We start from the raw sequence: 20,823 nt of genomic DNA on the forward strand, positions 1-20,823 counted from the left end.
ACCCGGCCGCGGTGCCTACCGACCGCCGCGTCGTCGCCCACCCTGGTCCTCCAGCAGCCACCTGGTCCGTCCGGCGCGACACCACGGTCGCGGAGCCAGGCGTACGGAGGGCGACGGGGACGTGACGGGTGATGGACCGGGAGGCGGCGGTTGGTGGCCGTGCCGGGGCCCCGCGGTGAGCGCGAACGCCGCCGGGGACGCCGACGGGCGGGAGCGCCGATTCGGCGACTCCCGCCCGACCGCGTGGATCAGCGGCCCGGGCCGCGTGCCTCCCTGAACTGTCCGCCCAGGCGCTCGATGCGGCCCTGCTTCTGCTCGACCCGCCGCCGCTGCCGCGCCGTGAGCTGCTTGCGCCCGCTCTGCCGCAGGTAGATCGGCTGCCGCTGGTCGTTGGACATCGGCATGCTGTTCATGGACGCCGCCTCCTCCTCGGTGCGCCGACACGTGCGTCCACAGGTTGCCGCGGCGGCGGGTGAGCCGGCCCCACCCACCACGGGTGAGGGGACGTCAGCTTCCCGGCCGGGGGAACGCCACGGGGCTGCGCAGGCCGCCGCGGCCCGCCGCCCGGACGCCGAAGAAGACGTTGTCCTTGGACAGGTCGATGGTCACCTGGGTCACGTCGCCCACGGGAATCACCTTCTGCCACTCCGCGGCGGTGGTCTCCCGCCAGACCACCTCGTACCCGGCCAGGTCGGGTTCGTCGCCGCGCCGCCAGCGCAGCGTGGTGTTGTTGGTGAGGTCGCTGGTGACGATGACGACCCCCTTCGGCGTGCCGGGCGCCTGCGCGAGCGACCACAGCGCCGCGCCGTTCACCCGGGCCACCCGCGTGATGTACCCGAAGTCGCAGAACTCCGGCAGGTCGCCGTACTGCCGCCCGTCGACGACCCGCACGTCCTGGTGCTGGTGGGCGAAGTCCTCGTTCGGCTCGGTGAACCGGCCCGCCGGCCAGCCCTGCTCCAGGAACGAGATGTGGTCGCTGCCGCGCAGGTAGCGGTCCCGCCGGTAGATCACCCGGACCCGCATGCCGGTCGCGCCGTTCTCGGCGACGTCCTTCACGAACCGGGCGAGCTGACGCGACGGCGAGTCGTTCTCGCCGCCGACGGACCGGCGGGTGTTCGCCTCGGCGGGCGTCTCGGCGGTCGGCACGCCCTCGGCGAAGAGCCGCACCGTGCGCGGGTCGCGGGTGCCGTCGTCGGCCGTGCTGCTGCCCACGATGTCGTCGCTGAACATCCCCTGCACGTCGGCGCCGGCCGCCTTGAGCTGCTGGGCGAGGTGGGCGGAGCCGTAGAGGCCCTGCTCCTCGCCGGCCACGGCGGCGAAGACGATGGTCGCCGCCGTACGGCGGGTGGCCATCAGCCGGGCCAGCTCCATCACGAGGGCCACCCCGGAGGCGTCGTCGTCGGCGCCCGGCGCGTCGCTCACCGCGTCCATCACGTCCGAGGCGCGCGAGTCGTAGTGGCCGGTCACCACGTACGTCCGGTTCGGCGACGTCTCCCCGCGCAGGGTCGCCACGACGTTGGTGATCCGGGTCGGCACCGGGATGCGGGAGGCGGGTTGCTGGACGTACGACTGGAGCTCCACGGTCATCCGCCCGCCGGAGGCCGCGGCGTACTCCCGCATCCGGTCGTAGATCCAGTCCCGCGCGGCGCCGATGCCGCGCTCGGGGTCGTCCTGGGCGGAGAGGGTGTGCCGGGTTCCGAAGGCGGCCAGCCTCCGGACGATCGCCTCGATCCGATCCTGGTCGACGGCGCGGAGCAGGTCGCGCAGCTCACGGTCCGGCGGTTGCGGCCGCACCGGGTGACCGGGGCCCGGCGGGGCACCGCCGCCGGACGCGGCGGCCGGGTCGGCCAGCGCCGGTACGGCAACGGTGGCGGCCGTGGCGGCGGTGGCGGCGGTCAGGAAGGTGCGGCGCGTGGGCCTCGTGGGCGGCCGGCCGCTGTCGTCAGTTCCCATGACGGCATCCTCGCCATCGACGACCGTGTCTGTCTACATCGTTCGGCGTGGATGTTCCACGACCTTTCACCCGGGTCGGGTGATGACGCCCGGACCGGCGCCTTCCTACGGTGAGGGCATGACCTCCGTACGCCCGACGCCCGCGGATCCCACGCCGGGACTGGTCGCCGCCCGGGAGGCCGGTGACCAGCGGGCCCTGCCGCCGGAGCTCGGACCCGACTCGATGGCGGTCCTGAGCGGCCCCACCTTCATGTACGCCGACCGGTGCGGGGACGTGCCACCCGGAAGCATCGGCGGCCTCGTGCACCTGGACACCCGGCTGGTCAGCGAGTGGGTGCTCTCGATCAACGGCTCGCGGTTGCTGGCGCTGCGCGCGGGGACGCTCGAGCACTACGCGGCGGAGTACGTGCTCACCGTCCCCGAGGCGTGCGGCCTGCCCGCGGACAGCCTGGGCATCCGCCGGCAACGCTACGTGGCCGACGGCTTTCACGAGCGGGTGAGCCTGGTGTCGTTCCGGCCGGAGCAGGTCCGCTTCGAGCTGCGGCTCGCCGTGAACGCCGATTTCGCCGACCTGTTCGAGGTGAAGTCGGGGGTCCGGGACCGCTCGGCGCAGATCACCCGCGACCACTGTCCGGACGGCGCGGGGCTCTGCTTCTCCTACGCCGCCGACGGGTTCTCCGCCGAGACCCGGGTCTGCTCCTCCGTGCCCGCCGACCGGGTCGAGGGCGACCAGCTGGTCTGGGAGATCGAGCTGTCCTCACGCCAGGAGTGGGAGGTGGACCTGCACGTGCCCCTTCCACCCGGGATGGGCGTGGTGGAACCGATCCGGGGGGACATCGCCGACGTCTTCCACCGGCGGGTCGAGGATCCGCTGCGCCGCTGGGCGGAGGAGCGGGCCGTCCTGCGCAGTGACCATCAGGGGCTGGAGCGCACCGTCCGGCAGTCACGGGACGACCTCGCGGCCCTGCGGCTGGACCTGGAGGTGAAGGGGCAGCGCATCCTGCTGCCCGGCGCCGGGCTGCCCTGGTTCCTCACCGTCTTCGGCCGGGACACGCTGATCACCGCGTACCAGACGCTCGTGGGCGGGCCGATGCTGGCTCACGGCGCCCTGCTCGCGCTGGCCCGCCTCCAGGGTCGGCGCTGCGACGACTTCACCGACGAGGAGCCCGGCAAGATCCTGCACGAGGTGCGCAGCGGCGAGTTGACCCGGACCGGGGTGAAGCCCTACACGCCGTACTACGGCACCGCCGACGCCACCCAGCTCTGGCTGATCCTGCTCTCCGAGTACTGGCGCTGGACCCACGACGAGGAGACGGTCCAGTTCCTGCGGGACAACGCGATCGCGGCGTTGCACTGGATCGACAACTACGGCGACCGGGACGGGGACGGCTACGTGGAGTACGCCACCCGGTCCCCGGAAGGGCTGGGCAACCAGTGCTGGCGCGACTCCCCGGACGGCGTCTGCTTCGCCGACGGGCGGATCCCCGTGCTCCCGATCGCCACCAGCGACCTCCAGGGCTACACGTACGACGCGAAGCTTCGTCTGGCCGAACTGGCCGACGGGCCGCTCGCCGACCCGGGGCTCGCCCGGCGGTTGCGCGCCGACGCGGCCGCCCTCTACCAGCGGTTCAACCGGGACTTCTGGATCGAGGAGCGGGGCGGCTACTACGCCGTCGGCCTGGACGGCGACAAGACCCCCATTCGACTCCATCACCTCGAACATGGGGCACCTGCTGTGGAGCGGGATCGTGCCGCGGGAGCGGGCCGACACCGTGGTACGGCAGCTCATGGCGGAGGACATGTTCTCCGGGTGGGGCATCCGCACCCTGTCCCGCGCCGAGCGGCGGTACAACGCCATCGGCTACCACCTGGGCACGGTCTGGCCGCACGACAACTCCATCGCGGTGCTCGGTCTGACCCGCTACGGCTACCGCACCGAGGCGAACCGGATCAGCCTGGCGCTGCTGGAGGCCGCCGAGCACTTCGACTATCGGCTGCCGGAGGCGCTGACCGGGTTCCAGCGGGAGCGGATCATCTTCCCGGTGCCGTACCCGACGGCGTGCAGCCCGCAGGCCTGGGCCACCGGCACCCCGCTGGCGCTGGTCCGGTCGATGGTGGGGATCGAGCCCGTCGACGGAAAGCTGGTCGTCGACCCGGACATTCCGGCCGAGCTGGGCCGGATCACCGCCGACCGGATCCGGGCCTTCGGCAAGCTGTGGGAGATCGAGGCGGTCGGCACCAGCGGGCACGTCCGGCTCGCCTCCGGCTGAGGCGCACGTTTGTCCGGCCGCTGCCCGGGAACCGGGGCGGAATGACGAAGCCTCGTGTGGTGATCGTGGGGGCCGGGTTCGCCGGTTACCACGCGGCGAAGACGTTGAGCCGGCTGGCTGGCGACCGGGCCGAGATCGTGGTGCTCAACTCGACCGACTACTTCCTCTACCTGCCGCTGCTGCCCGAGGTGGCGGCCGGGGTGGTGGAGCCCACCCGGATCGCGGTGCCGCTCGCCGGCACGCTGCGAGGCGTACGGGTGGTCATCGGCGAGGCCGACGAGGTGGACCTGCAGAACCGGTGGGTGGGCTTCACCCAGCCGGAGGGGGACCGCAACCGCCTCGCGTACGACCGGCTGGTGCTCGCCGTCGGCAGCGTCAACAAGCTTCTGCCGATCCCCGGCGTGACCGAGTACGCCCACGGGTTCCGCGGCCTGCCCGAGGCGCTCTACCTGCACGACCACGTGGTGCGGCAGATCGAGCTTGCCGAGCAGGCCGAGGACCCGGCCGAGCAGCAGGCGCGCGCCACGTTCGTGGTGGTGGGCGCCGGCTACACCGGCACCGAGGTGGCCGCCCACGGTCAGCTGTTCACCGACGCGCTGCACGCCCAACGGCCGCGGCTGACCGTCCGCCCGCGCTGGATGCTGCTCGACATCGCGCCGCGCGTGCTGCCCGAACTCGACAAGCGGATGTCGGAGACCGCGCAGCGGGTCCTCCAGCGGCGCGGCGTCGACGTGCGGATGGGCACCTCCGTGGCCGAGGCGACCGCCGACGGGGTGAAGCTCACCGACGGCGAGTACGTGCCGACCTGTTCGCTGGTCTGGTGCGTCGGTGTGCGCCCCGACCCGTTCGTCGAGGAACTGGGCCTGCGGACCGAGCGGGGACGGCTCGTCGTCGACGAGTACCTGAACGTCCCCGGGTTCCCGGAGGTGTTCGCCTGTGGCGACGCGGCGGCCGTGCCCGACCTGACGCGGCCCGGTCAGATCTGCGCGATGACCGCACAGCACGCGCAGCGCCAGGGGAAGCTCGCGGCCCACAACATCGCGGCGTCGTACGGCCACGGCCGCCGCCGGCCGTACCGGCACCACGACCTCGGTTGGGTGGTCGACCTCGGCGGCAAGGACGCGGCGGCCAACCCGTTGAAGCTCAACATGGCGGGGCTGCCGGCGAAGGCGGTCACCCGGGGCTACCACCTGCTGGCCATGCCGGCCAACCGGACCCGGATCAGCGCCGACTGGCTGCTCGACGCGACGCTGCCCCGGCCGGCGGTGCAGCTCGGGCTGGTGCCGGCGAACGCCGTGCCGCTGGAGAGCGCCGCGCCGGAGATGCCCGTCCGCGTCCGCTGACGTTCTGAGGGGAGTGGCCGTTCCGGCGGCCACTCCCGTCGCGTCCGCCGGCCGCCAGGCGTCCGCCGCCCCCGGCGCCGGTCAGCAGCCGGCGGCCGTCGGGACGTCCGCCCCCGGGCCCCGGTCCGGCCGCCGTCAGCCGGCCGGCGGTGGCGGTGGGCGACGGAACGGGGCGTACTCGCGGAGCAGGACCTGCACGATGCCGGCGGCGGGGATCGCCAGCAGGGCGCCCACCAGGCCGGCGAGTTCCGCGGCGAGCAGCAGGCTGACCAGCACGGTCAGCGGGTTCAACCGGACCGCGCGGGACAGGATGACCGGCCACAGCAGGTGGTTCTCCACCTGCTGGTAGATCACGAAGAAGACCAGCACGACGATGCCGGCGGTGGGGGAGTGCACGAACGCCGCCAGGGCCGCGATGATGGTGCCGAGCGTGGCGCCCACGAGCGGGATCAGGTCGGCGATGGCCACCAGCAGGGCGATCACCGCGGCGAACGGCACGCCGGTCAGCAGCAGCACCAGGAACGTCAGCAGCCCGCAGATCAGGCTGATGAGCAGGTTGCCGGTGAGGTAGCCGTTGACCGTGCGGGAGACCTCCCGACCGATCCGCTGCCACCGGGCGGCCCGCGCCTCTCCGGCCGCCGCCATCACCGACCCGGTGATCCGGGGGGCCTCCAGCACCATGAGGTACGACAGCACGATGACGGTGATGAGGCCGATGACGCCCTCCGCCACGCTCCGCAGGACGCCGACCGCGGGCTGGCGCAGCCGCTCGGCGTACCGGGCGATCTCGTCGGAATGGCCGGCCAGGAAGTTCCGGGCGCCGACGCGGTCCAGCAGCCGTCCCACCGGGCCCTGGCCCGCCCGGGCCTCCCGCAGCATCTCGGGGGCGCGCTGGGCGAACCGGGTGACGTCGTCGACGAGCGGGACGACGATCAGCGCGGCGAGCGCGGCGAGCACGACGAAGGCGACCACGAAGACCAGCAGCGTGGCCAGGGCGCGCCGGTGGACCAGCCGCCGTTGCAGCCGGTCGACCAGGGGTTTGAGCGCCACCGCGAAGAACGCCGCGACCAGGCCCCAGATCAGCACCCGGCGGGTGGCGTAGACCAGCCCCAGCGCGAGCACGGTGGCCAGCAGCAGCCCGATGACGATCAACGCCCGGCGGGCGGTCCTCCGGTCGTCGTCGGCGTCGTTCATCCGGCGCGGCTACCCGGGCGGGACGCCCGGAAACCCGCTGGGGGCGAGGTTCAGTCGCGGGTGTCCGCGTCCGTGGTGGGCAGGGCGCCGGCCACGAACGTGTCCAGGGCCGTGCCGTGCAGCACGACACCGGGCAGTGGGTCCCGGACCGCCGCGGTGACCAGCCGCGCCACCGGCAGCCGGCCGGGCGTCGGGGCGGCGGCGAGCACGAGGTTGCCGTACCGCCGGCCGCGCAGCATCCGCCGGTCGGCGAGCAGGCAGACGTCGGCGAACACCTCGCGCAGCGTGGCGACCTGCACCCGGGTCGCCACCAGGGGCGGCAGGTCGGTGAGGTTGACCAGGTAGATGCCGTCGGGTCGCAGGGTCGCGGCCACCTCGGCGGCGAACTCCACCGTCCGCACGTGCCGCGGCATCCGCGCCGCGCGGTAGATGTCGGCGAGCACGAGGTCGTACGTGGCCGCCGGCGCGTCGGCGACCGCGTCGCGGGCGTCGCCGACCTGGATGCGCACGTCGGGCGGCAGCGGGGGCAGTTTCCGGGTGACCAGCTCCACCACCGCGGGCTCGCGCTCGATCACCAGTTGGCGCGACCCGGGCCGGGTGGCGGCCAGGTACCGGGGGAGGGTGAGCGCGCCGCCGCCCAGGTGCAGCACGGACAGGGCCGCGCCCCGGGGTGCGGCGGCGTCGGCCACGGCGGCCATCCGGCGGACGTACTCGAAGTGCAGGTAGCGGGGGTCGGCGACGTCGACGTACGACTGCTCGACCCCGGCGGCGAGCAGGAGACGACCGGTGCGCCGTACCGGGTCGGCGACCAGCTCCAGCCGGTCGGCCGCGTGGTCCATGCCCGGCACGCTAGCCGATCCCGCGCCGGCCGCCCGCCGGGGGCTCCGGCCCCACGGCGGGCCCGGGGGGTGACCGGCGGGCCGCGTCGGCCCGCCGGTCCCGCCGTCAGCCGGCGTTGATCCCGGCGCCCGCCTCGTCGATGGCGGCGTCGATGCTCCGGGCGAGATCCACGTCGGCGGCGGTCACCGCGCCGGCCTGCCGGGACCGGACGGTCAGCACGGCCGCCGTCGGACCGGGCCGGGAGATCGTCGGCGCCCGTCCGGTCTCCTGCCGCAGCCGTTCGAGGCGGTCCAGCACGCGGTCGAGGTTGTCCGCGGGCAGCGCCACCACCCGGTGCAGCGCGCCGCCGTCACCGGACCAGTACGGCAGGTCGGCCAGCGCCGCGGCGCGGTCCGCCTCGCTGAGCGGCGGCGTCGAGGTGTCGGCCCCGACCACGCCGCCGCCGGCCGGCGGCGGTTCCAGGAGCTCCCGCAGGCTGTCCGGCACGTGCAGTGACTCGACGAGGTCGCCGTCGGCGTCGGCGAGCGCGGCCAGCGTCGCCTGGGCCTGGTACCGGGCCTGCTCCGGGCTGTTGCCGCTGATCCGCCCCACCTCGGCGAGGAAGCCGGGCAGGTCGCGGCGGCGCGGGATGCCGCCCACCGGGAGCACGTCGTGCAGGGACCTCGGCACGGCGGCGAGCAGGCGCTGCCGTTCGGCCTCGTCCAGGGCGAAGGCCAGCACCAGCACCGTGGCCTCGGCTCCGACCTTGGCCGTGCGGAAGTCGACGCCGGCGCGGCGGCGGACGCCGTCGACGAGGTCGTGGTAGCCCACGGTCGTCGTGCCGCCCGCGTTCACGTCCGGCGCCGCCCGCGGCCGGGGGTTCTCCGGCGCGCCGGCCGGCGGCGGGGCCGGCCCGCCGCGCGTGGCGTCCGGTTTGTGCCGGCTGCCCGCCGGCGGCGGTCCGGCGCGCTTGGCCCGGTCGAGGTGGGTGAGCTGCTTGGAAGCGCTCAGGCTGGCGCCCGTCTCGCTCGGCTGCCGGCCCCGCTCCCGAGCCTGCCGGGCGAGCGCCCGGCGACGTTGGTTGTCGCCCTCCATCTGCTTGCGCATCTGGCACCCCTTCCGCTGGGGATCGTGGTTCCGCCGGTCGCCTTCCCGGCGTCGCCGACCACGAAACGGACGCCGGGGGCCCGGCGCGGGCCGCCTCGGCGGCGGCTTCATCCGCCGGGGGTGAGGGACGCTCACCCGTCCCGGCCACAGGATCGGATCAGGACCGGAGTTCTTCCGAGGTACGCGGAAGGGAAGGTCGTCATGAAGCGGATCGTCGAGATCGTCCCGGCACGGCCGGGCTGGTACGCCCGCTGGCGGATCTCACCCGGAACCACCCGCTGTTACCCGGTGAGCCTGTGGGCCCTGCTGGAGGAGGCCGACGGCACGGGCCGGGAGGTCATCGGCGTCGACTGCATCGGCCAGTGGCCCGGTGCGGACGACAACGAGGCCGGTGGGGAGTTCGTCCGGTACCTGTTCCAGACGCCGGACACCGGCCCGCCCGAGGACGCGGAGCCACCGCCCTCGGCGGGCGAGCAGCGCGGCGACGGGCCACGGCTCCAGCCGGTGACGGCCACCTAGACCATCCTCCGGGCCCCTGACCCCCGGTCCCAGGGTCGGGGGCCACCCCGCGCGCCGGGCCGCCCCACATCGGGGCGGCCCGCGCCGGGGCTCATCCGCAGGCCCGGCGACACGGTCGGCGACGTCCGGGCGCGGGCCCGCCGACGGTCACCGGCCGGGCGGATCGCCGGTACGGGACCCGTCCTGGCGGCGGCCCCGTACGGTCAGGCGCTCGGCGTGGGCCGGGCGGTCTCCGGGCGGACCGGCGGCGACGGGCGGGCGAGCAGGCCGGTCACCCCGGTCATGTCGAGGATCGCGCGGAGGAAGCGGGGGACCTGCCGCAGTTCGAGCGCGGTGCCCCGGTCCTCGCCCTCGCGCCACGCGTGCACGATCACGGCGAGGCCCGTGCTGTCGATGAAGAGCAGGTCGGCGAAGTCCAGGGCCACGACCGGCGGGGCCGTGGCGAGCAGCCGGTCGATCTCCTCGCGGAGCGGTGCCGCCGTCGCGTACGCCAGGTCTCCGGCCACCCGGACGAGCGGCGCCGCCGGGTCCGAGCGGTCGACGGACAGGCGGAGCGGGGTCGTCTCGGATGTCCGCCCGTGGGACAGCACGGTCACGCCTTTCCACAGCCCGCCGGTCGGCCCGGGTCGGGGGGATCGTAACAACCGGAGGCGCGGCCCGCCCGGCGCCGACCGGCGGGTTCACCAGCGCGTGGGGTGGCGACGCGGTCGGGCGTAGGGTGGGTGCAGGGATCCGACCCTGGAGCCCGGTCCCGTGACCTGCGGGACGACGAGGAGTGGGGCTCACCCGGTGGCTGTTGCCGACGTCAGGAACGGGGATCCGGGCGACGGGCGGAGCACGCGCCGGGGCGGCGCCCGAGCGTCCGGCGCTCCCTCCGCCACGGGCGTTCCCTCCCAACCCGGCGGTGGCCGTCCGCCCGTGGCCCCCGACTGGTCCGAGGTGGTCCCGCATGTGCGCGAGGGCCTCGTCGTGTGCGACGCCGGCGGCGTCGTGCGGCACGTCAACCCGGTGGCCGCACGCCTGCTGCCCGAACTCGTCCCCGGTACGCCCCTCGCGGCCGGCGTGCCGGCAATCACCACGGACCCGGCCGGTTTCGGGCACCGGTCGCGCCGGCTGACCGCCCGCCGGGTCGCGCTGTCCGACGGACGCTGCTGCTGGTACGTCGAGGACGTCACGGACCACGTCGACCGCGCCGACGCCCTGCTCGCCGAGCGCGCCCGCGCGTCGTTCCTGGCCGGTGTCGGCACGACGCTCGGCAGCCTGCTCCACCCCGACCGGGCCGCCGCGGCGGTGGTCCGGCTGGCCGTGCCCGTCCTGGCCGACGCGGCGGTGCTGGTGCTCGCACCCCGGGCGGGCCGGGTGCGCTGGTGGCGCGCCGTGCGGCCCGGCGACGAGGCCCCGGCGGTGGACGGCGGCGTGCTGGCCGCCGGTGACCTGCCGCAGGCCGTCGCCGACGCGCTCGGCGGCGTGCGAGCGCACGCGGTGGACTGGCTGGCGGAGCAGGCGACGGGCGCCGGCTGGCTGCCCGGTGCCGCCCCCGGTGGCACCCACGCGCGGCTCGTGCCGCTGCCCGGCGTCGACACCCCGGCCGGCGTCCTGCTCGTCACCCCACCGCCCGGCGGGTCGCCCGACGAGGACGGGACCGAGCTGCTGGACGCGTTCGCCGCCCGGGCGGGTGCCGCGCTGACCGCCGCCGCGCTCTACCGCGACCAGGCCGAGGTCGCCGAGACCCTCCAGAGCAGCCTGCTGCCGGTGGAGCCGCCCGGCGTCCCGGGCATCCAGTGGGGTACGGCGTACCGGCCGGCGCAGGCCGGGCTCCGCATCGGCGGCGACTTCTACGGCGCGCACCCGCTCGCCGACGGGGGCGCGCTCTTCTTCCTCGGCGACGTGTCGGGCAAGGGCGTGGAGGCCGCCGTGTTCACCGGCCAGCTACGGCAGTGCCTGCACGCGCTGCACCGGGTGGAGTCGCGGCCGGGCCCGCTGCTCGCCCTGTTGAACGACACCCTGCTGGAGACCGTCCAGGCGCACGGCCAGGGCCGCTTCGCGACGCTGGTGCTCGGGGTGGCGCGGCCGTGCCGCGACGGGGGCCTCACGCTCACCATGGCCGGCGGGGGGCACCTGCCGCCGCTGGTGCTGCGCGGCGGCGGGGAGGTGGAGACGGTGCCGCTGCGGGGGATGCTCATCGGCGTGGTCGGCGACCCGCGCATCGGGGAGGCGACGGTACGGCTGGCGCCCGGCGAGACGTGCGTGCTCTACAGCGACGGTGTCACCGAGGCGCGCGGCGGTCCCCGGGGCGACCAGCAGTTCGGGGCGCAACGGCTCGTGGACACCCTGACCGGCTGCCACCGGATGCCGGCGCCCGCCCTCGCCGAGCGGATCGCGCAGGTGGCCGGGGACTGGCTGACCCGCGGCGACCACGACGACGTGGCCGTGCTGGCCGTCCGCGCCGTGAGGCCCGGCCGGCACCTGCACGCGGTGCCAGCCCCGGCCGGGCAGCCGGGGAGATCCCGGTGACCGCCGCCCGCACGCCGGCCGCCGCGTACGCCGACTACCTGGACCACCTCGCCGAGGCGGACGAGAGCGGCGCCATCGGCGTCGCCCTCGACCTGCTCGACGCCGGCGTGCCGGCCGAACGGGTGCTCCTGGACCTCGTCGCGCCCGCCCAGGAGGACGTGGGGGAGCGGTGGGCGCGCAACGAGTGGAGCGTGGCGCAGGAGCACGCGGCCACCCACGTCAGCGAGCGGGTGGTGGCGGCGCTCGCCGGCCGTACGCGGGCCGTGCCGACCCGCGGCCGGATCGTGGTGGCCTGCATGGACGGGGAGTGGCACGCCCTGCCACCCCGGCTCGTGGCCGAGGTGCTCCGGCTGCGCGGCTGGCGGGTGACGTTCCTCGGGGCCAGCGTCCCGGCCGCGCACCTCGTGTCGTACCTGCACCGGCACGACGCGCACGCCGTCGCGCTGGCCTGCGCGGTGCCGGTGCGGCTGCCGCAGGCCCACCGCATGGTGGAGGCGTGCCGCCGCGCCGACGTCCCGGTGCTGGTGGGCGGGCGTGGCTTCGGGGCCGACGGCCGGTGGGCAGACCGGCTGGGCATGCTGTGGGCGCCCGACGCGCCGGCCGCGGCCGACCTGGTCGCCGACGCGCGGGCGCTGTCGCGCGTGCCGCCGGCGCGTCTGGACCACCTGGCCGACGACGAGTACGCGGCGCTCGTCGCGCGCCGGGCCGAACTCGTCGACGGTGCCCTGGCTGACCTGCGGGAGCGGGTGCCGGCGACTCGGGCGTACGACCGGGCGCGGCTCGACGCGACGGTGAGCGACCTCGGCCACATCCTGGACTTCCTGGCGGCGGCGCTCTATGTGGACGACGGCTCCCTCTTCACGGAGTTCGTGCGGTGGCTGGTGACCGTCCTGACCAGCCGCGGGGTGCCCGCCGCCGCGCTGGCAGCGACGCTGGAGCACTACGGCGGGGTGCTGCGCGAGTTTCCCCGCGCGGCCGGCTTCCTCGACCGCGGCCGGGCGCTGCTCGCGTCCGCCGCCGAGCCGGTCGGGCGTTGAGGTGGGCGGCGCTGCCGGGCCCGCTGCGTATACTTGCGCCACTGCAAACGTCCCCGACGAGGAGGGCATGGTGCCGTTCACCGTCACGTACGCCGAGCGCGATGGCGGTGGCACGTGCCTGCGCCTCACGGGGGAGCTCGACATGAGCACCGCGGAGGAGTTCAACGCGGCGGTCGACCGCCTGACCGCCGCCGGCGAGCGTCGCCTCCTGGTCGACCTCACCGAGCTCACGTTCTGCGACTCCACCGGCATCGCGGCCTTCCTCCGCGGTGACCACCGCGCCGCCGCCGAGGGCGGGTGGCTGCGGTTGACCGGCGCGTCCGGCGCCGTCGACCGGGTGCTGCGGCTGACCGGCGTCGCCCAGGTGCTCGCCTACGACGCGAGGGCGGGCGACCCGGCGCCGCGAGCCGCTCCCTGATCGGTTAGATTTCCCCGCCGGCACGTGACCGTGATGTCCCGTTCCACCGACCAGAGGCAGGTAGCTCATGGGCGCAGACAGCCCGAACCCGGTCCGCATCCTCGTGGTGGACGACGACCCGGGTGACGTGCTCATGATCGAGGAGGCCCTCCAGGACTCCGAGGTCGAGAAGATCATCGACGTCGTCGGCGACGGGCAGGAGGCCATGGAGTTCCTCCGGCGGGAGGGCCGGCACAGCGACGCCGTCCGGCCGGACGTCATCCTGCTCGACCTCAACATGCCCCGGATGGACGGTCGCCAGGTGCTCGGCGAGGTCAAGCAGGACGAGGACCTGCGGACGATCCCGATCGTCGTGCTGACCACCTCGAACGCCGACACCGACGTGCTGGGCAGCTACACGCTGCAGGCCAACGCGTACGTCACCAAGCCCATCGACCTGGACGACTTCAACGACGTGGTGCACCGCATCGACGAGTTCTTCGGCCGGGTCGTCGTGCTGCCGCGGCGCCGCTGAGCCGGACGCCCGGGGTGGGCGACCGGCCGTGTGCCGGGCGGCCTCTCGGATGCTGAACATTTCTCCCGAACGCCCGCGCCGCCGCCCCTCGCGCCGGAGGATCCAGGTGGGGAAGAGTTTCCAGCTGCCTGGGGGGCGACAGCATGAGGTTCTCGGTGGTCGAGATCGGCTACGACCGGCGGCAGGTCGACTCCTGCCTCGATGAGCTGGGTGTCCGGTTGACCCGGCTCGCGGCGTGGGCGGAGAGCACCGCGGGGACGGGGCGGGAGTGGGACCGGATCCGGCGGGAGGCGGCCGGGCTCTGCGGCCTGCTGCGCCGGTACGACGTGGACGACGCGGCCGTGGTCGGGCGCCACGCCGGCGAGGTGGAACGGGAGGCGGCGGCGATCCTCGCCCGGGCGCGCTTCGAGCTGGACGCGGCGCGCGAGGAGGCCCGGCAGGTGCGCGAGCGGGCGTACGCCGAGGCCGTGCAGGCCCGCCGGGAGTTCGAGGCGGCGTTGCAGGCCCGCCGCCGGCGCGAGGCGCGCGCGGACGAGATCCTCGGCGGCGTGGCCGTCGAGCCGGTGCCCGTGGACACCCCGACAGCGGCGGCCGCGACGACCGGGTCGGGGGTGCCGGCGACCCGCGGGGCGGCCGTCGGCGCGGGCGACCCGCCCGGCGGGCGCGACGAGGCCCGGGCGGGGTGACCGGCGCTCAGCTGGTGAGCGCCTCGACGACGGTGGTGGCCCGCTCCTCGTGCTGGGCGTACGCGTCGGGGAACGCGGAGACCTGGACCGTCTGGGCGGCGACAGTGAGGCTCATGTCCTGCCAGCCGGGCACCTCGAGCAGCGCCAGGTAGAACGCCTTCGCGGCGTACGCCGGCCGCATGAGGTCCTGCACCGTGCCCCAGCCGCTGCTGGGCCGCTGCTGGAACAGGCCGACCGAGTCGTGGTCCCAGCCGATGGCCTGGTGGGGGTAGTTCTGCGACTCGGGCAGCACGCCGCTGGCGTAGTTGTAGAGGTTGCTCTCCTGCATGGCGGTCGCCACGGCGATGACCAGGCCCCGCTTGGGGACGTCGAGTTCGCGGCCGACGTCGACGATGATCTTCGCGTTGTCCATCTGCGCCTGCGTGAGCCCGGCGACCGGCCGCGGCTTGCGCGGCTTCGGGGGCTTCTTCGGCGCCTTCTTCTTCGTGGCGGTCGGGCTGGGCGTGGGGCTGGGGCTGGCGCTGGTGGGGGTGGGGGTCGGTGCGGCGGTCCGCTCCAGCGACCGGGAGGCCCGCTGGTCGGCCAGTGCCGCCCGGTCGGCGACGGCCTCCGCCAGCGGCTCCCTCCGCTCGACGGTGTCGTCCCGGGTGCCGGCGTACGCGGCCACACCCAGGCAGCAGGTGACGCCGGCGGCGAGGGCGGCCCGGACGGGCGTCGAGGTCAACAGCCTCCGCCCGCGGCGCGGAGGGGGTTCCGCCGCGCGGTGCCGACCAGTCGTCCGTTCGGTGGATGCCGGGTCGGTGGACCGGGTCGTGGGCTGGGGATCCTGTTGCTTCTGCTCGGAGGGGTCGTCGGGATGCACCCGCCGAGGCTAAAAAGTCGGCGGCCAGAAGCCACCCGCCTGGTTGGTGGCATGCGTCACAATTTGCCACCTTCTACCGGATCATCGGGGGCACCCGACCAGGAAGAGGGTGAAGCGCTCCTGTCCGATATCGCGGATATAGCCGGAACAGGGGGATGACCCGGGCGGATGGGTGATCTTGGTCAGGCGCACCCACGCCGTCCCGCGCCTCGGCCGTACGGCCGATACGACGACCGGCCGTACGGTCACCCGCCGGGTGGGACGGACGCCCCATCGGGCGGCGTCCCCCGGACCCGGCACTCCCGGCACGCCGGCCCGGTACCCCGCCGGCTGGGCACCACGCCGGTCCCGGCCGGCGTCAGCGCCGGACGTTCTCCGCGCCGGTCTTCCCGGCCGCGTCAGCGCCGGCCGTTCTCCGCCGGCGTGACCGTGAGCCGGTGCCGGCTGTTGTCGCCGCTGGAGAACGGCCAGAGTCGGTCGGCGTGTTCGACCAGGTCGGCCAGCTGCTGCCGGGTCAGCCCGGCGGACGCGATCGAGGCGTGCACGTCGGCCCGGTAGCGCCCGTCGGCGTCGCGCCCGAGCTTCGCCTCGGCCCGCACCTTGACGGTGTGCGCCTCGTCGGTGATCCGACCGGCCGCCTCGACGGCCGCGTGGTGCAGGCAGGACGCGAACGCCGCGGCCAGCAGCTGCTCCGGGCGCAGGCCCGTGCAGTGCGCCGCGAGCGGGGACGCCAGCGAGCTGGAGAGCCCGCCGTCGTCGGTACGTACGTGGCCGCCCTCGGCGGTCGCGGCGGCCTCATGCAGCCAGGAACTCGGGTCCGACATGGGCGTTCCTCCCGTCAGTCACCCGCCCGGCTACCCGGCCCTCGACCGGTGAAACCGGCGTCGACGCCGCCCGCGGGCGTGCGCCGGCCGGTCGGCTCGGGGCTCCCGGCGCCCGTCGGCCTCAAGCCTCCCGGCGCCCGTCGGGCTCAGGCCTCCCGGCGCCCGTCGGGCTCAGGCCTCCCGGCGCCCGTCGGGGCGCTCGGGCACCGCGACGGCCTCGGTGACCGCCGTCGCCGCCCGCTCACTCCACGGGGACACCACCGCGCGCCGTGGGCGGGGCGCCGTGAACAGCGGCATCGGCACGTACACCCGGGCGTCCACGGCCTCGGCGAGCAGCAGTGCGGCGACGAGGCTGCTGGGCCGCTCCGTGGGGGCGGCGGCCAGGCAGCGCCGGCACAGCTCGGCCACCTCCCGCGGCAGGCCGTCGATCTCCGGCAGCGGCCGGGGTGGTTCCCGGCGGCGCAGCCCGAGCAGCTGCGTGGCGGTGCTCGCCTCGTACGGCAGCCGTCCGGAGAGGCAGTGGTAGAGCAGCACACCGAGGGCGTACAGGTCGACGGCCGGCGTGACCGGCGCCCGGTCCAGCTGCTCTGGGGCGAGGTACGCGGGGGTGCCCACCACCATCCCGTCCGGCGTCGGGTCGGGCGCGCCCGCCGGCGTGGCGATGCCGAAGTCGAGCACCTTCGCCCCGGCCGGGGTGAGGATGACGTTCGCCGGCTTGACGTCGCGGTGGACGATGCCGTGCGCGTGCGCCGCGGCCAGCGCCGCGCAGACCTCGGCGCAGACCCGCACCGCGATGCGCCAGTCCAGCGCACCGGTCCGCAGGTGGGCGGCGAGCGTCTCGCCCTCGACGAGTTCCATGACGATGTACGGCGTCCGCGGGCCGGGTGGGGTGCCGCAGGTGCCGAAGTCGTGGACGCTCGCCACGTTCGGGTGCACGAGGCGGGCCGCCGAACGGGCCTCCGCGCGGATGCGCTCCACCGAGGAGTCCGCGTCGTCCTGCCCGGGGGAGATCACCTTCACGGCGACCGGCCGGTCCAGCACCACGTCGTGGGCGCGCCACACCTCGGACATCCCGCCGACGCCGATGCGCTGTTCGAGCCGGTACCGCCCGTCCAACGTCCGCATCGACCGGCTCCTCGTCCTCGTCCTTCCGCCCGTGGGCGCCTCCGGTCGCGGTACCCGGGCCCGGAGCAGGGCAAACCGTGGTGATCATCGGAGCGCGGTGGACCGTGAGGCGCTGCGGGTCGCACCCGGGTGCGGTAGCTTCCGACGCGGGGGCGGCGTCACGCCGGACGCCGGCACGGCGAGGGGGCGGCGATGAGCGAGGTGCGCGTACGGTTCGTGGGCGGGCCGGCCCACGACCTGGTCCGGGCCCTGCCGGCCGGCCCCGACGGTGCCCCGCCCGTCCGCTGGATCATGCGGCACCCGGGGCAGGACGCTCCCGTCGACGGGGGCCCCGACCACCTGTACGAGCGCGAGCGGCCCGACGGGACCGGCACCTGGACCATGCGGTACGTGCGCACCGACCCCATCGGGGTCACCGAGTAGCTCCCGGCCGGCACACAGCGCGCGCACAGGTTCCACAGGGGCGCGGCACAGGAAAGCGTCCCACGATGGGGGCATGGTCTCAGACGGGCAGGCCGCGCACGGCCGCATCGAACTGCGCCGCCCCGACGGCGAGCCGGTCCGGGTGCTGGTGGTCGACGACGAACCGACGTTGACCGACCTGCTCTCGATGGCCCTGCGGTACGAGGGCTGGCAGGTGCGCAGCGCGAACGACGGGACGGGCGCGCTCGCCACGGCCCGGCAGTTCCAGCCGGACGCCGTGGTGCTCGACGTGATGCTGCCCGACCTGGACGGCTTCCAGGTGCTGCGGCGCATGCGCGAGCACGCGCCCACCGTGCCGGTGCTCTTCCTGACCGCCCGTGACGCCGTGGAGGAGCGCATCGCCGGGCTCACCGTCGGCGGGGACGACTACGTGACCAAGCCGTTCAGCCTGGAGGAGGTGATCGCCCGGCTGCGTGCGCTGCTGCGCCGCTCCGGTCTCGCGGTCGCCGCCCGGGACGCGCTGCTCACCGTCGGTGACCTCACCCTGGACGAGGACAGCCACGAGGTGCGCCGCGGCGGACAGCCGGTCACGCTGACGGCCACCGAGTTCGAGCTGCTGCGTTACCTCATGCGCAACCCACGCCGGGTGCTGAGCAAGGCGCAGATCCTCGACCGGGTCTGGAACTACGACTTCGGCGGGCAGGCCAACGTGGTCGAGCTCTACATCTCGTACCTGCGGAAGAAGATCGACGCGGGCCGGACGCCGATGATCCACACGTTGCGCGGCGCGGGGTATGTCCTCAAGCCCGCGGAGTGACACCGGGCTGCCGCGCCGGGTCGCCGGCGCGCTGCGCCGCCGACTGTCCGGCTGGACGCTGCGGACCCGGCTCGTCGTCACGCTGGTCGCCCTGCTGGCCCTGGTCTGTCTGGGGACCGGCGCGCTCACCACCGTGGCGCTGCGGCACGTCCTGATCGACCGGGTCGACGCCCAACTCGTTCCCGCCGTGCGGGGGCCGGAACGTCCGTGGCGGTGGGCGCCGGATCCCGCCCGGGCGCAGATCCCACCCGGCCTGCCACCGGGGTCGGTGGTCGCCACCGTCACCGGCGGCGAGGTGGCCACCGCGTTCACCCAGACCGGGAACCAGCCCGGCGGGGAGTCGTTGCCGGTCGACGAGGTCGCGGCGCTGTCCCGCCTGCCCGTCGACGGCCGGCCCCGCACCGTCGACCTGGGTGAGCGGGGCGACTACCGGGCGGTCGCCCGGGCGGGGCCCGGCGACCGGGCCCAGGTGGTCGCGCTGCCGCTGTCCGGTGTGCGGGAGACCGTCTGGTGGATGATCGTCGCCCAGGCCGGCGTGGCCACCGCCGGGCTGCTCGTCGCCGGCACCGCCGGCGCGCTGGTCGTACGGGCCACGCTGCGCCCGCTGCGGCGCGTCGCGGCCACCGCCGGCCGCGTCAGCGAGCTGACGCTGGACCGGGGCGAGGTGGCGCTCTCCGAACGGGTGCCCGAATCCGACACCGACCCGCGGACCGAGGTGGGGCAGGTGGGCGGCGCCCTCAACCGGATGCTCGGGCACGTCGCCGCCGCGCTCGCCGCCCGGCAGGCCAGCGAGACCCGGGTCCGCCAGTTCGTGGCCGACGCGAGCCACGAGCTGCGCACCCCGCTGGCCGCCATCCGGGGGTACGCCGAGGTGGCCCGACGCGGTCGTGACCAGGTGCCACCGGACGTCGCCCACGCGCTGCGCCGGGTGGAGTCCGAGAGCACCCGGATGACCCACCTCGTCGACGACCTGCTCCTGCTCGCCCGGCTGGACTCCGGCCGGCCCCTCGTCGCCGAGCCGGTCGACCTCACCGCCCTCGTGGTCGACGCGGTGAGCGACGCGCACGTGGCCGGGCCGGAGCACCGGTGGCAGCTCGACCTGCCCGACGAGCCGCTGACCGTCACCGGTGACGCCGCCCGCCTGCACCAGGTGGTCGCCAACCTGCTGGCCAACGCCCGCGTGCACACACCACCCGGCACCACGGTCACCACCACGCTGCGCGGTGAGCCGGACGCGGCCGTGCTCCGCGTCGCCGACGACGGTCCCGGGGTGCCCCCGACGCTGCGGGCGGAGATCTTCGAGCGGTTCACGCGCGGCGACAGCTCCCGCTCACGCGCGCACGGCAGCACGGGCCTCGGCCTGTCCATCGTGGCGGCCGTCGTGGAGGCGCACCACGGCACGGTCACCGTGGACAGCCACCCCGGTCGGACGGTGTTCACCGTACGACTGCCGTCCCCCGCCCCCTCGCCGTAATCGGGACGGGTGGGGTGGTCAGCGGCCGAGCGCCTCGGCGAGCACGTCGACGACGCGCCGCGTGTGGCGTCCGTCGGGGTCCTCGTCGACGTTCAGGTCGGTCACGCTCATCCCCAGCAGCCGTTCGGCGCGGGCCAGTGGCGCGACGAGCGCGACCAGTTCGGGCCAGCGCAGCCCGCCCGGCACCGGGTAGGTGACCGCCGGAAGGTCGGCCGGGTCGACCGCGTCGAGGTCGAGGTGCAGCCAGGCGGGGCCGGCGCCGGCGGCCAGCGCCGCGCCGACGGTGCCGGGGCCGCGCCGGCGCAGCTCGGCGGCCGGCACCTGGCGGATCCGCGGGTCGACGCGGGCCGCCTCCACCCGGCTGGCCTCGTCGGTGGGCGGGCGGTGCCCGAGCAGGTGGACGCGACCCGGGTCGGCCAGCGGGCCGTCGACGCCCGCGGCGGCGGCCGGACCGTGCCCGGTGACCACGCTGAGGTCCATGTCGGCGCCCTCGCCGGTCTCGGAGGTCGCGCCGTCGAAGAAGTCCGGGTGGGCGTCCACGAACCACAGGTCCGTCCCGAAGGGCAGGGCCCGGCAGATGCCCGGCAGGATGGCGCAGTCCCCACCCACGACCAGCGGTCGCCGGCCGGCGGCGAGCAGGTCGGCGACCCGCGCGGCGATGGCGTCGCCGGCGCGGCGTACGGCGGCGGCGCCGACGAGGCCGCTCTCCGGGTCGCGGGTGGCATCGTCCACGCGGGCGTCGACCGCGCCGCCGTCCTCGGCGGGCAGCGCCGAGAGCAGGCCGGCCCGGCGCAGCGCCGCCGGCGCCTCCTGCTCGCCCCGCCCCCGGCCGGACGAGTCCAGCGGCGCGTCCACCACGGTCCAGCGCACACCGGCACGGTACCGGCATCCTCGCCCGCGGTGTGGCCGCTTCGCCCGGTCGCG

21 protein-coding genes and 1 pseudogene are annotated in these 20,823 nt (G+C 75.5%); 12 read left to right on the forward strand and 10 right to left on the reverse strand.

Going from position 1 to position 20,823, the window contains the following annotated elements; genetic code table 11:
- Positions 1–248 precede the first annotated feature (248 nt).
- Both D7I43_RS32670 and D7I43_RS03180 read right to left on the reverse strand, forming a co-directional pair.
- Positions 249–413: a hypothetical protein gene (locus D7I43_RS32670; protein ID WP_158610067.1), complete on the reverse strand. Its 165-nt coding sequence runs from the start codon at positions 411–413 to the stop codon at positions 249–251.
- 94 nt (positions 414–507) lie between these two features.
- Complete coding sequence (locus D7I43_RS03180; protein WP_120326841.1) at positions 508–1,953, reverse strand: M28 family metallopeptidase; 1,446 nt, start codon at positions 1,951–1,953, stop codon at positions 508–510.
- Positions 1,954–2,203: 250 nt separating this feature from the next.
- Between D7I43_RS03180 and D7I43_RS33420 the strand changes: the two are divergent.
- The 3 genes and pseudogenes from D7I43_RS33420 to D7I43_RS33425 form a co-directional block, all read left to right on the forward strand.
- A pseudogene (locus tag D7I43_RS33420) lies at positions 2,204–2,677 on the forward strand (glycogen debranching N-terminal domain-containing protein); the annotation flags it as partial.
- Positions 2,678–3,740: 1,063 nt separating this feature from the next.
- Positions 3,741–4,223 carry a glucosidase family protein gene (locus D7I43_RS34305; RefSeq protein WP_420870182.1) on the forward strand — a complete coding sequence of 161 codons (483 nt, stop codon included), beginning with the start codon at positions 3,741–3,743 and terminating at the stop codon, positions 4,221–4,223.
- A gap of 41 nt (positions 4,224–4,264) precedes the next feature.
- Positions 4,265–5,566: an NAD(P)/FAD-dependent oxidoreductase gene (locus D7I43_RS33425; protein ID WP_240032790.1), complete on the forward strand. Its 1,302-nt coding sequence runs from the start codon at positions 4,265–4,267 to the stop codon at positions 5,564–5,566.
- A 135-nt stretch (positions 5,567–5,701) separates the two neighbouring features.
- On the opposite strand, the gene D7I43_RS03190 is transcribed toward D7I43_RS33425, so the two are convergent.
- The 3 genes from D7I43_RS03190 to D7I43_RS03200 all read right to left on the reverse strand — a co-directional run bounded on the left by D7I43_RS03190 (position 5,702) and on the right by D7I43_RS03200 (position 8,686).
- Positions 5,702–6,760, reverse strand: coding sequence for an AI-2E family transporter (locus D7I43_RS03190; RefSeq protein ID WP_120326843.1), 1,059 nt, complete (start codon positions 6,758–6,760; stop codon positions 5,702–5,704).
- A 50-nt stretch (positions 6,761–6,810) separates the two neighbouring features.
- Positions 6,811–7,599, reverse strand: a complete 789-nt coding sequence (locus D7I43_RS03195) for a spermidine synthase (RefSeq protein WP_120326844.1) — start codon at positions 7,597–7,599, stop codon at positions 6,811–6,813.
- Between the two features lie 106 nt (positions 7,600–7,705).
- A complete protein-coding gene (locus tag D7I43_RS03200) occupies positions 7,706–8,686 on the reverse strand; it encodes a DUF2267 domain-containing protein (protein WP_120326845.1) in 981 nt (326 codons plus the stop codon).
- 201 nt (positions 8,687–8,887) lie between these two features.
- Between D7I43_RS03200 and D7I43_RS03205 the strand changes: the two genes are divergently transcribed.
- Positions 8,888–9,205: a hypothetical protein gene (locus D7I43_RS03205; RefSeq protein ID WP_120326846.1), complete on the forward strand. Its 318-nt coding sequence runs from the start codon at positions 8,888–8,890 to the stop codon at positions 9,203–9,205.
- Between the two features lie 203 nt (positions 9,206–9,408).
- Here D7I43_RS03205 and D7I43_RS03210 read toward each other — a convergent pair whose 3' ends face one another.
- Complete coding sequence (locus D7I43_RS03210; RefSeq protein ID WP_120326847.1) at positions 9,409–9,801, reverse strand: STAS domain-containing protein; 393 nt, start codon at positions 9,799–9,801, stop codon at positions 9,409–9,411.
- Positions 9,802–10,156: 355 nt separating this feature from the next.
- On the opposite strand from D7I43_RS03210, the gene D7I43_RS03215 reads away from it, so the two are divergent.
- The 5 genes from D7I43_RS03215 (at position 10,157) to D7I43_RS03235 (ending at position 14,374) form a co-directional block, all read left to right on the forward strand.
- Complete coding sequence (locus D7I43_RS03215) at positions 10,157–11,719, forward strand: SpoIIE family protein phosphatase (protein WP_338041987.1); 1,563 nt, start codon at positions 10,157–10,159, stop codon at positions 11,717–11,719.
- Positions 11,716–12,756: a cobalamin B12-binding domain-containing protein gene (locus D7I43_RS03220; RefSeq protein ID WP_120326849.1), complete on the forward strand. Its 1,041-nt coding sequence runs from the start codon at positions 11,716–11,718 to the stop codon at positions 12,754–12,756. The genes D7I43_RS03215 and D7I43_RS03220 overlap by 4 nt, the downstream gene beginning before the upstream one ends.
- 67 nt (positions 12,757–12,823) lie before the next feature.
- Positions 12,824–13,174 (forward strand): STAS domain-containing protein, encoded by a 351-nt coding sequence (locus D7I43_RS03225; RefSeq protein WP_407942570.1) that lies wholly within the window; start codon positions 12,824–12,826, stop codon positions 13,172–13,174.
- A 67-nt stretch (positions 13,175–13,241) separates the two neighbouring features.
- Positions 13,242–13,688, forward strand: coding sequence for a response regulator (locus D7I43_RS03230; protein ID WP_120326850.1), 447 nt, complete (start codon positions 13,242–13,244; stop codon positions 13,686–13,688).
- A 143-nt stretch (positions 13,689–13,831) separates the two neighbouring features.
- The gene (locus D7I43_RS03235; protein ID WP_120326851.1) at positions 13,832–14,374 is read left to right on the forward strand and encodes an ATPase; all 543 of its coding nucleotides are present in this window, start codon (positions 13,832–13,834) and stop codon (positions 14,372–14,374) included.
- 7 nt (positions 14,375–14,381) lie between these two features.
- Here D7I43_RS03235 and D7I43_RS03240 read toward each other — a convergent pair whose 3' ends face one another.
- The 3 genes from D7I43_RS03240 to D7I43_RS03250 all read right to left on the reverse strand — a co-directional run bounded on the left by D7I43_RS03240 (position 14,382) and on the right by D7I43_RS03250 (position 17,185).
- Positions 14,382–15,236: a hypothetical protein gene (locus D7I43_RS03240; protein WP_120326852.1), complete on the reverse strand. Its 855-nt coding sequence runs from the start codon at positions 15,234–15,236 to the stop codon at positions 14,382–14,384.
- 398 nt (positions 15,237–15,634) lie between these two features.
- Entirely contained in the window at positions 15,635–16,060 is a 426-nt protein-coding gene (locus D7I43_RS03245) for an OsmC family protein (RefSeq protein ID WP_120326853.1), read from the reverse strand.
- A 171-nt stretch (positions 16,061–16,231) separates the two neighbouring features.
- A complete protein-coding gene (locus D7I43_RS03250; protein WP_120326854.1) occupies positions 16,232–17,185 on the reverse strand; it encodes a serine/threonine-protein kinase in 954 nt (317 codons plus the stop codon).
- 192 nt (positions 17,186–17,377) lie between these two features.
- Here D7I43_RS03250 and D7I43_RS03255 point away from each other — a divergent pair, with 192 nt between their 5' ends.
- From D7I43_RS03255 to D7I43_RS03265, 3 genes are all read left to right on the forward strand, one after another.
- The gene (locus D7I43_RS03255) at positions 17,378–17,608 is read left to right on the forward strand and encodes a hypothetical protein (RefSeq protein WP_120326855.1); all 231 of its coding nucleotides are present in this window, start codon (positions 17,378–17,380) and stop codon (positions 17,606–17,608) included.
- A gap of 73 nt (positions 17,609–17,681) precedes the next feature.
- Positions 17,682–18,425, forward strand: a complete 744-nt coding sequence (locus tag D7I43_RS03260; protein ID WP_120326856.1) for a response regulator transcription factor — start codon at positions 17,682–17,684, stop codon at positions 18,423–18,425.
- A gap of 43 nt (positions 18,426–18,468) precedes the next feature.
- Entirely contained in the window at positions 18,469–19,899 is a 1,431-nt protein-coding gene (locus tag D7I43_RS03265) for a HAMP domain-containing sensor histidine kinase (protein WP_240032791.1), read from the forward strand.
- A gap of 18 nt (positions 19,900–19,917) precedes the next feature.
- Here the strand turns inward: D7I43_RS03265 and D7I43_RS03270 are convergent, their stop codons facing one another.
- Positions 19,918–20,769 carry an arginase family protein gene (locus tag D7I43_RS03270; protein ID WP_120326858.1) on the reverse strand — a complete coding sequence of 284 codons (852 nt, stop codon included), beginning with the start codon at positions 20,767–20,769 and terminating at the stop codon, positions 19,918–19,920.
- Positions 20,770–20,823 lie beyond the last annotated feature (54 nt).

The organism is Micromonospora globbae (assembly GCF_003610785.1).
In the GTDB taxonomy this organism is placed as follows: Bacteria; Actinomycetota; Actinomycetes; order Mycobacteriales; family Micromonosporaceae; genus Micromonospora; species Micromonospora globbae.

What these genes read in the sequence shown, in the direction of transcription:
- D7I43_RS32670 (WP_158610067.1), bottom strand. Translation starts at nt 413, where the DNA reads ATGAACAGCATGCCGATGTCCAACGACCAGCGGCAGCCGATCTACCTG.
- D7I43_RS03180 (WP_120326841.1), bottom strand. Translation starts at nt 1,953, where the DNA reads ATGGGAACTGACGACAGCGGCCGGCCGCCCACGAGGCCCACGCGCCGC.
- D7I43_RS34305 (WP_420870182.1), top strand. Translation starts at nt 3,741, where the DNA reads ATGGCGGAGGACATGTTCTCCGGGTGGGGCATCCGCACCCTGTCCCGC.
- D7I43_RS33425 (WP_240032790.1), top strand. Translation starts at nt 4,265, where the DNA reads ATGACGAAGCCTCGTGTGGTGATCGTGGGGGCCGGGTTCGCCGGTTAC.
- D7I43_RS03190 (WP_120326843.1), bottom strand. Translation starts at nt 6,760, where the DNA reads ATGAACGACGCCGACGACGACCGGAGGACCGCCCGCCGGGCGTTGATC.
- D7I43_RS03195 (WP_120326844.1), bottom strand. Translation starts at nt 7,599, where the DNA reads ATGGACCACGCGGCCGACCGGCTGGAGCTGGTCGCCGACCCGGTACGG.
- D7I43_RS03200 (WP_120326845.1), bottom strand. Translation starts at nt 8,686, where the DNA reads ATGCGCAAGCAGATGGAGGGCGACAACCAACGTCGCCGGGCGCTCGCC.
- D7I43_RS03205 (WP_120326846.1), top strand. Translation starts at nt 8,888, where the DNA reads ATGAAGCGGATCGTCGAGATCGTCCCGGCACGGCCGGGCTGGTACGCC.
- D7I43_RS03225 (WP_407942570.1), top strand. Translation starts at nt 12,824, where the DNA reads ATGGTGCCGTTCACCGTCACGTACGCCGAGCGCGATGGCGGTGGCACG.
- D7I43_RS03230 (WP_120326850.1), top strand. Translation starts at nt 13,242, where the DNA reads ATGGGCGCAGACAGCCCGAACCCGGTCCGCATCCTCGTGGTGGACGAC.
- D7I43_RS03235 (WP_120326851.1), top strand. Translation starts at nt 13,832, where the DNA reads ATGAGGTTCTCGGTGGTCGAGATCGGCTACGACCGGCGGCAGGTCGAC.
- D7I43_RS03245 (WP_120326853.1), bottom strand. Translation starts at nt 16,060, where the DNA reads ATGTCGGACCCGAGTTCCTGGCTGCATGAGGCCGCCGCGACCGCCGAG.
- D7I43_RS03250 (WP_120326854.1), bottom strand. Translation starts at nt 17,185, where the DNA reads ATGCGGACGTTGGACGGGCGGTACCGGCTCGAACAGCGCATCGGCGTC.
- D7I43_RS03255 (WP_120326855.1), top strand. Translation starts at nt 17,378, where the DNA reads ATGAGCGAGGTGCGCGTACGGTTCGTGGGCGGGCCGGCCCACGACCTG.
- D7I43_RS03260 (WP_120326856.1), top strand. Translation starts at nt 17,682, where the DNA reads ATGGTCTCAGACGGGCAGGCCGCGCACGGCCGCATCGAACTGCGCCGC.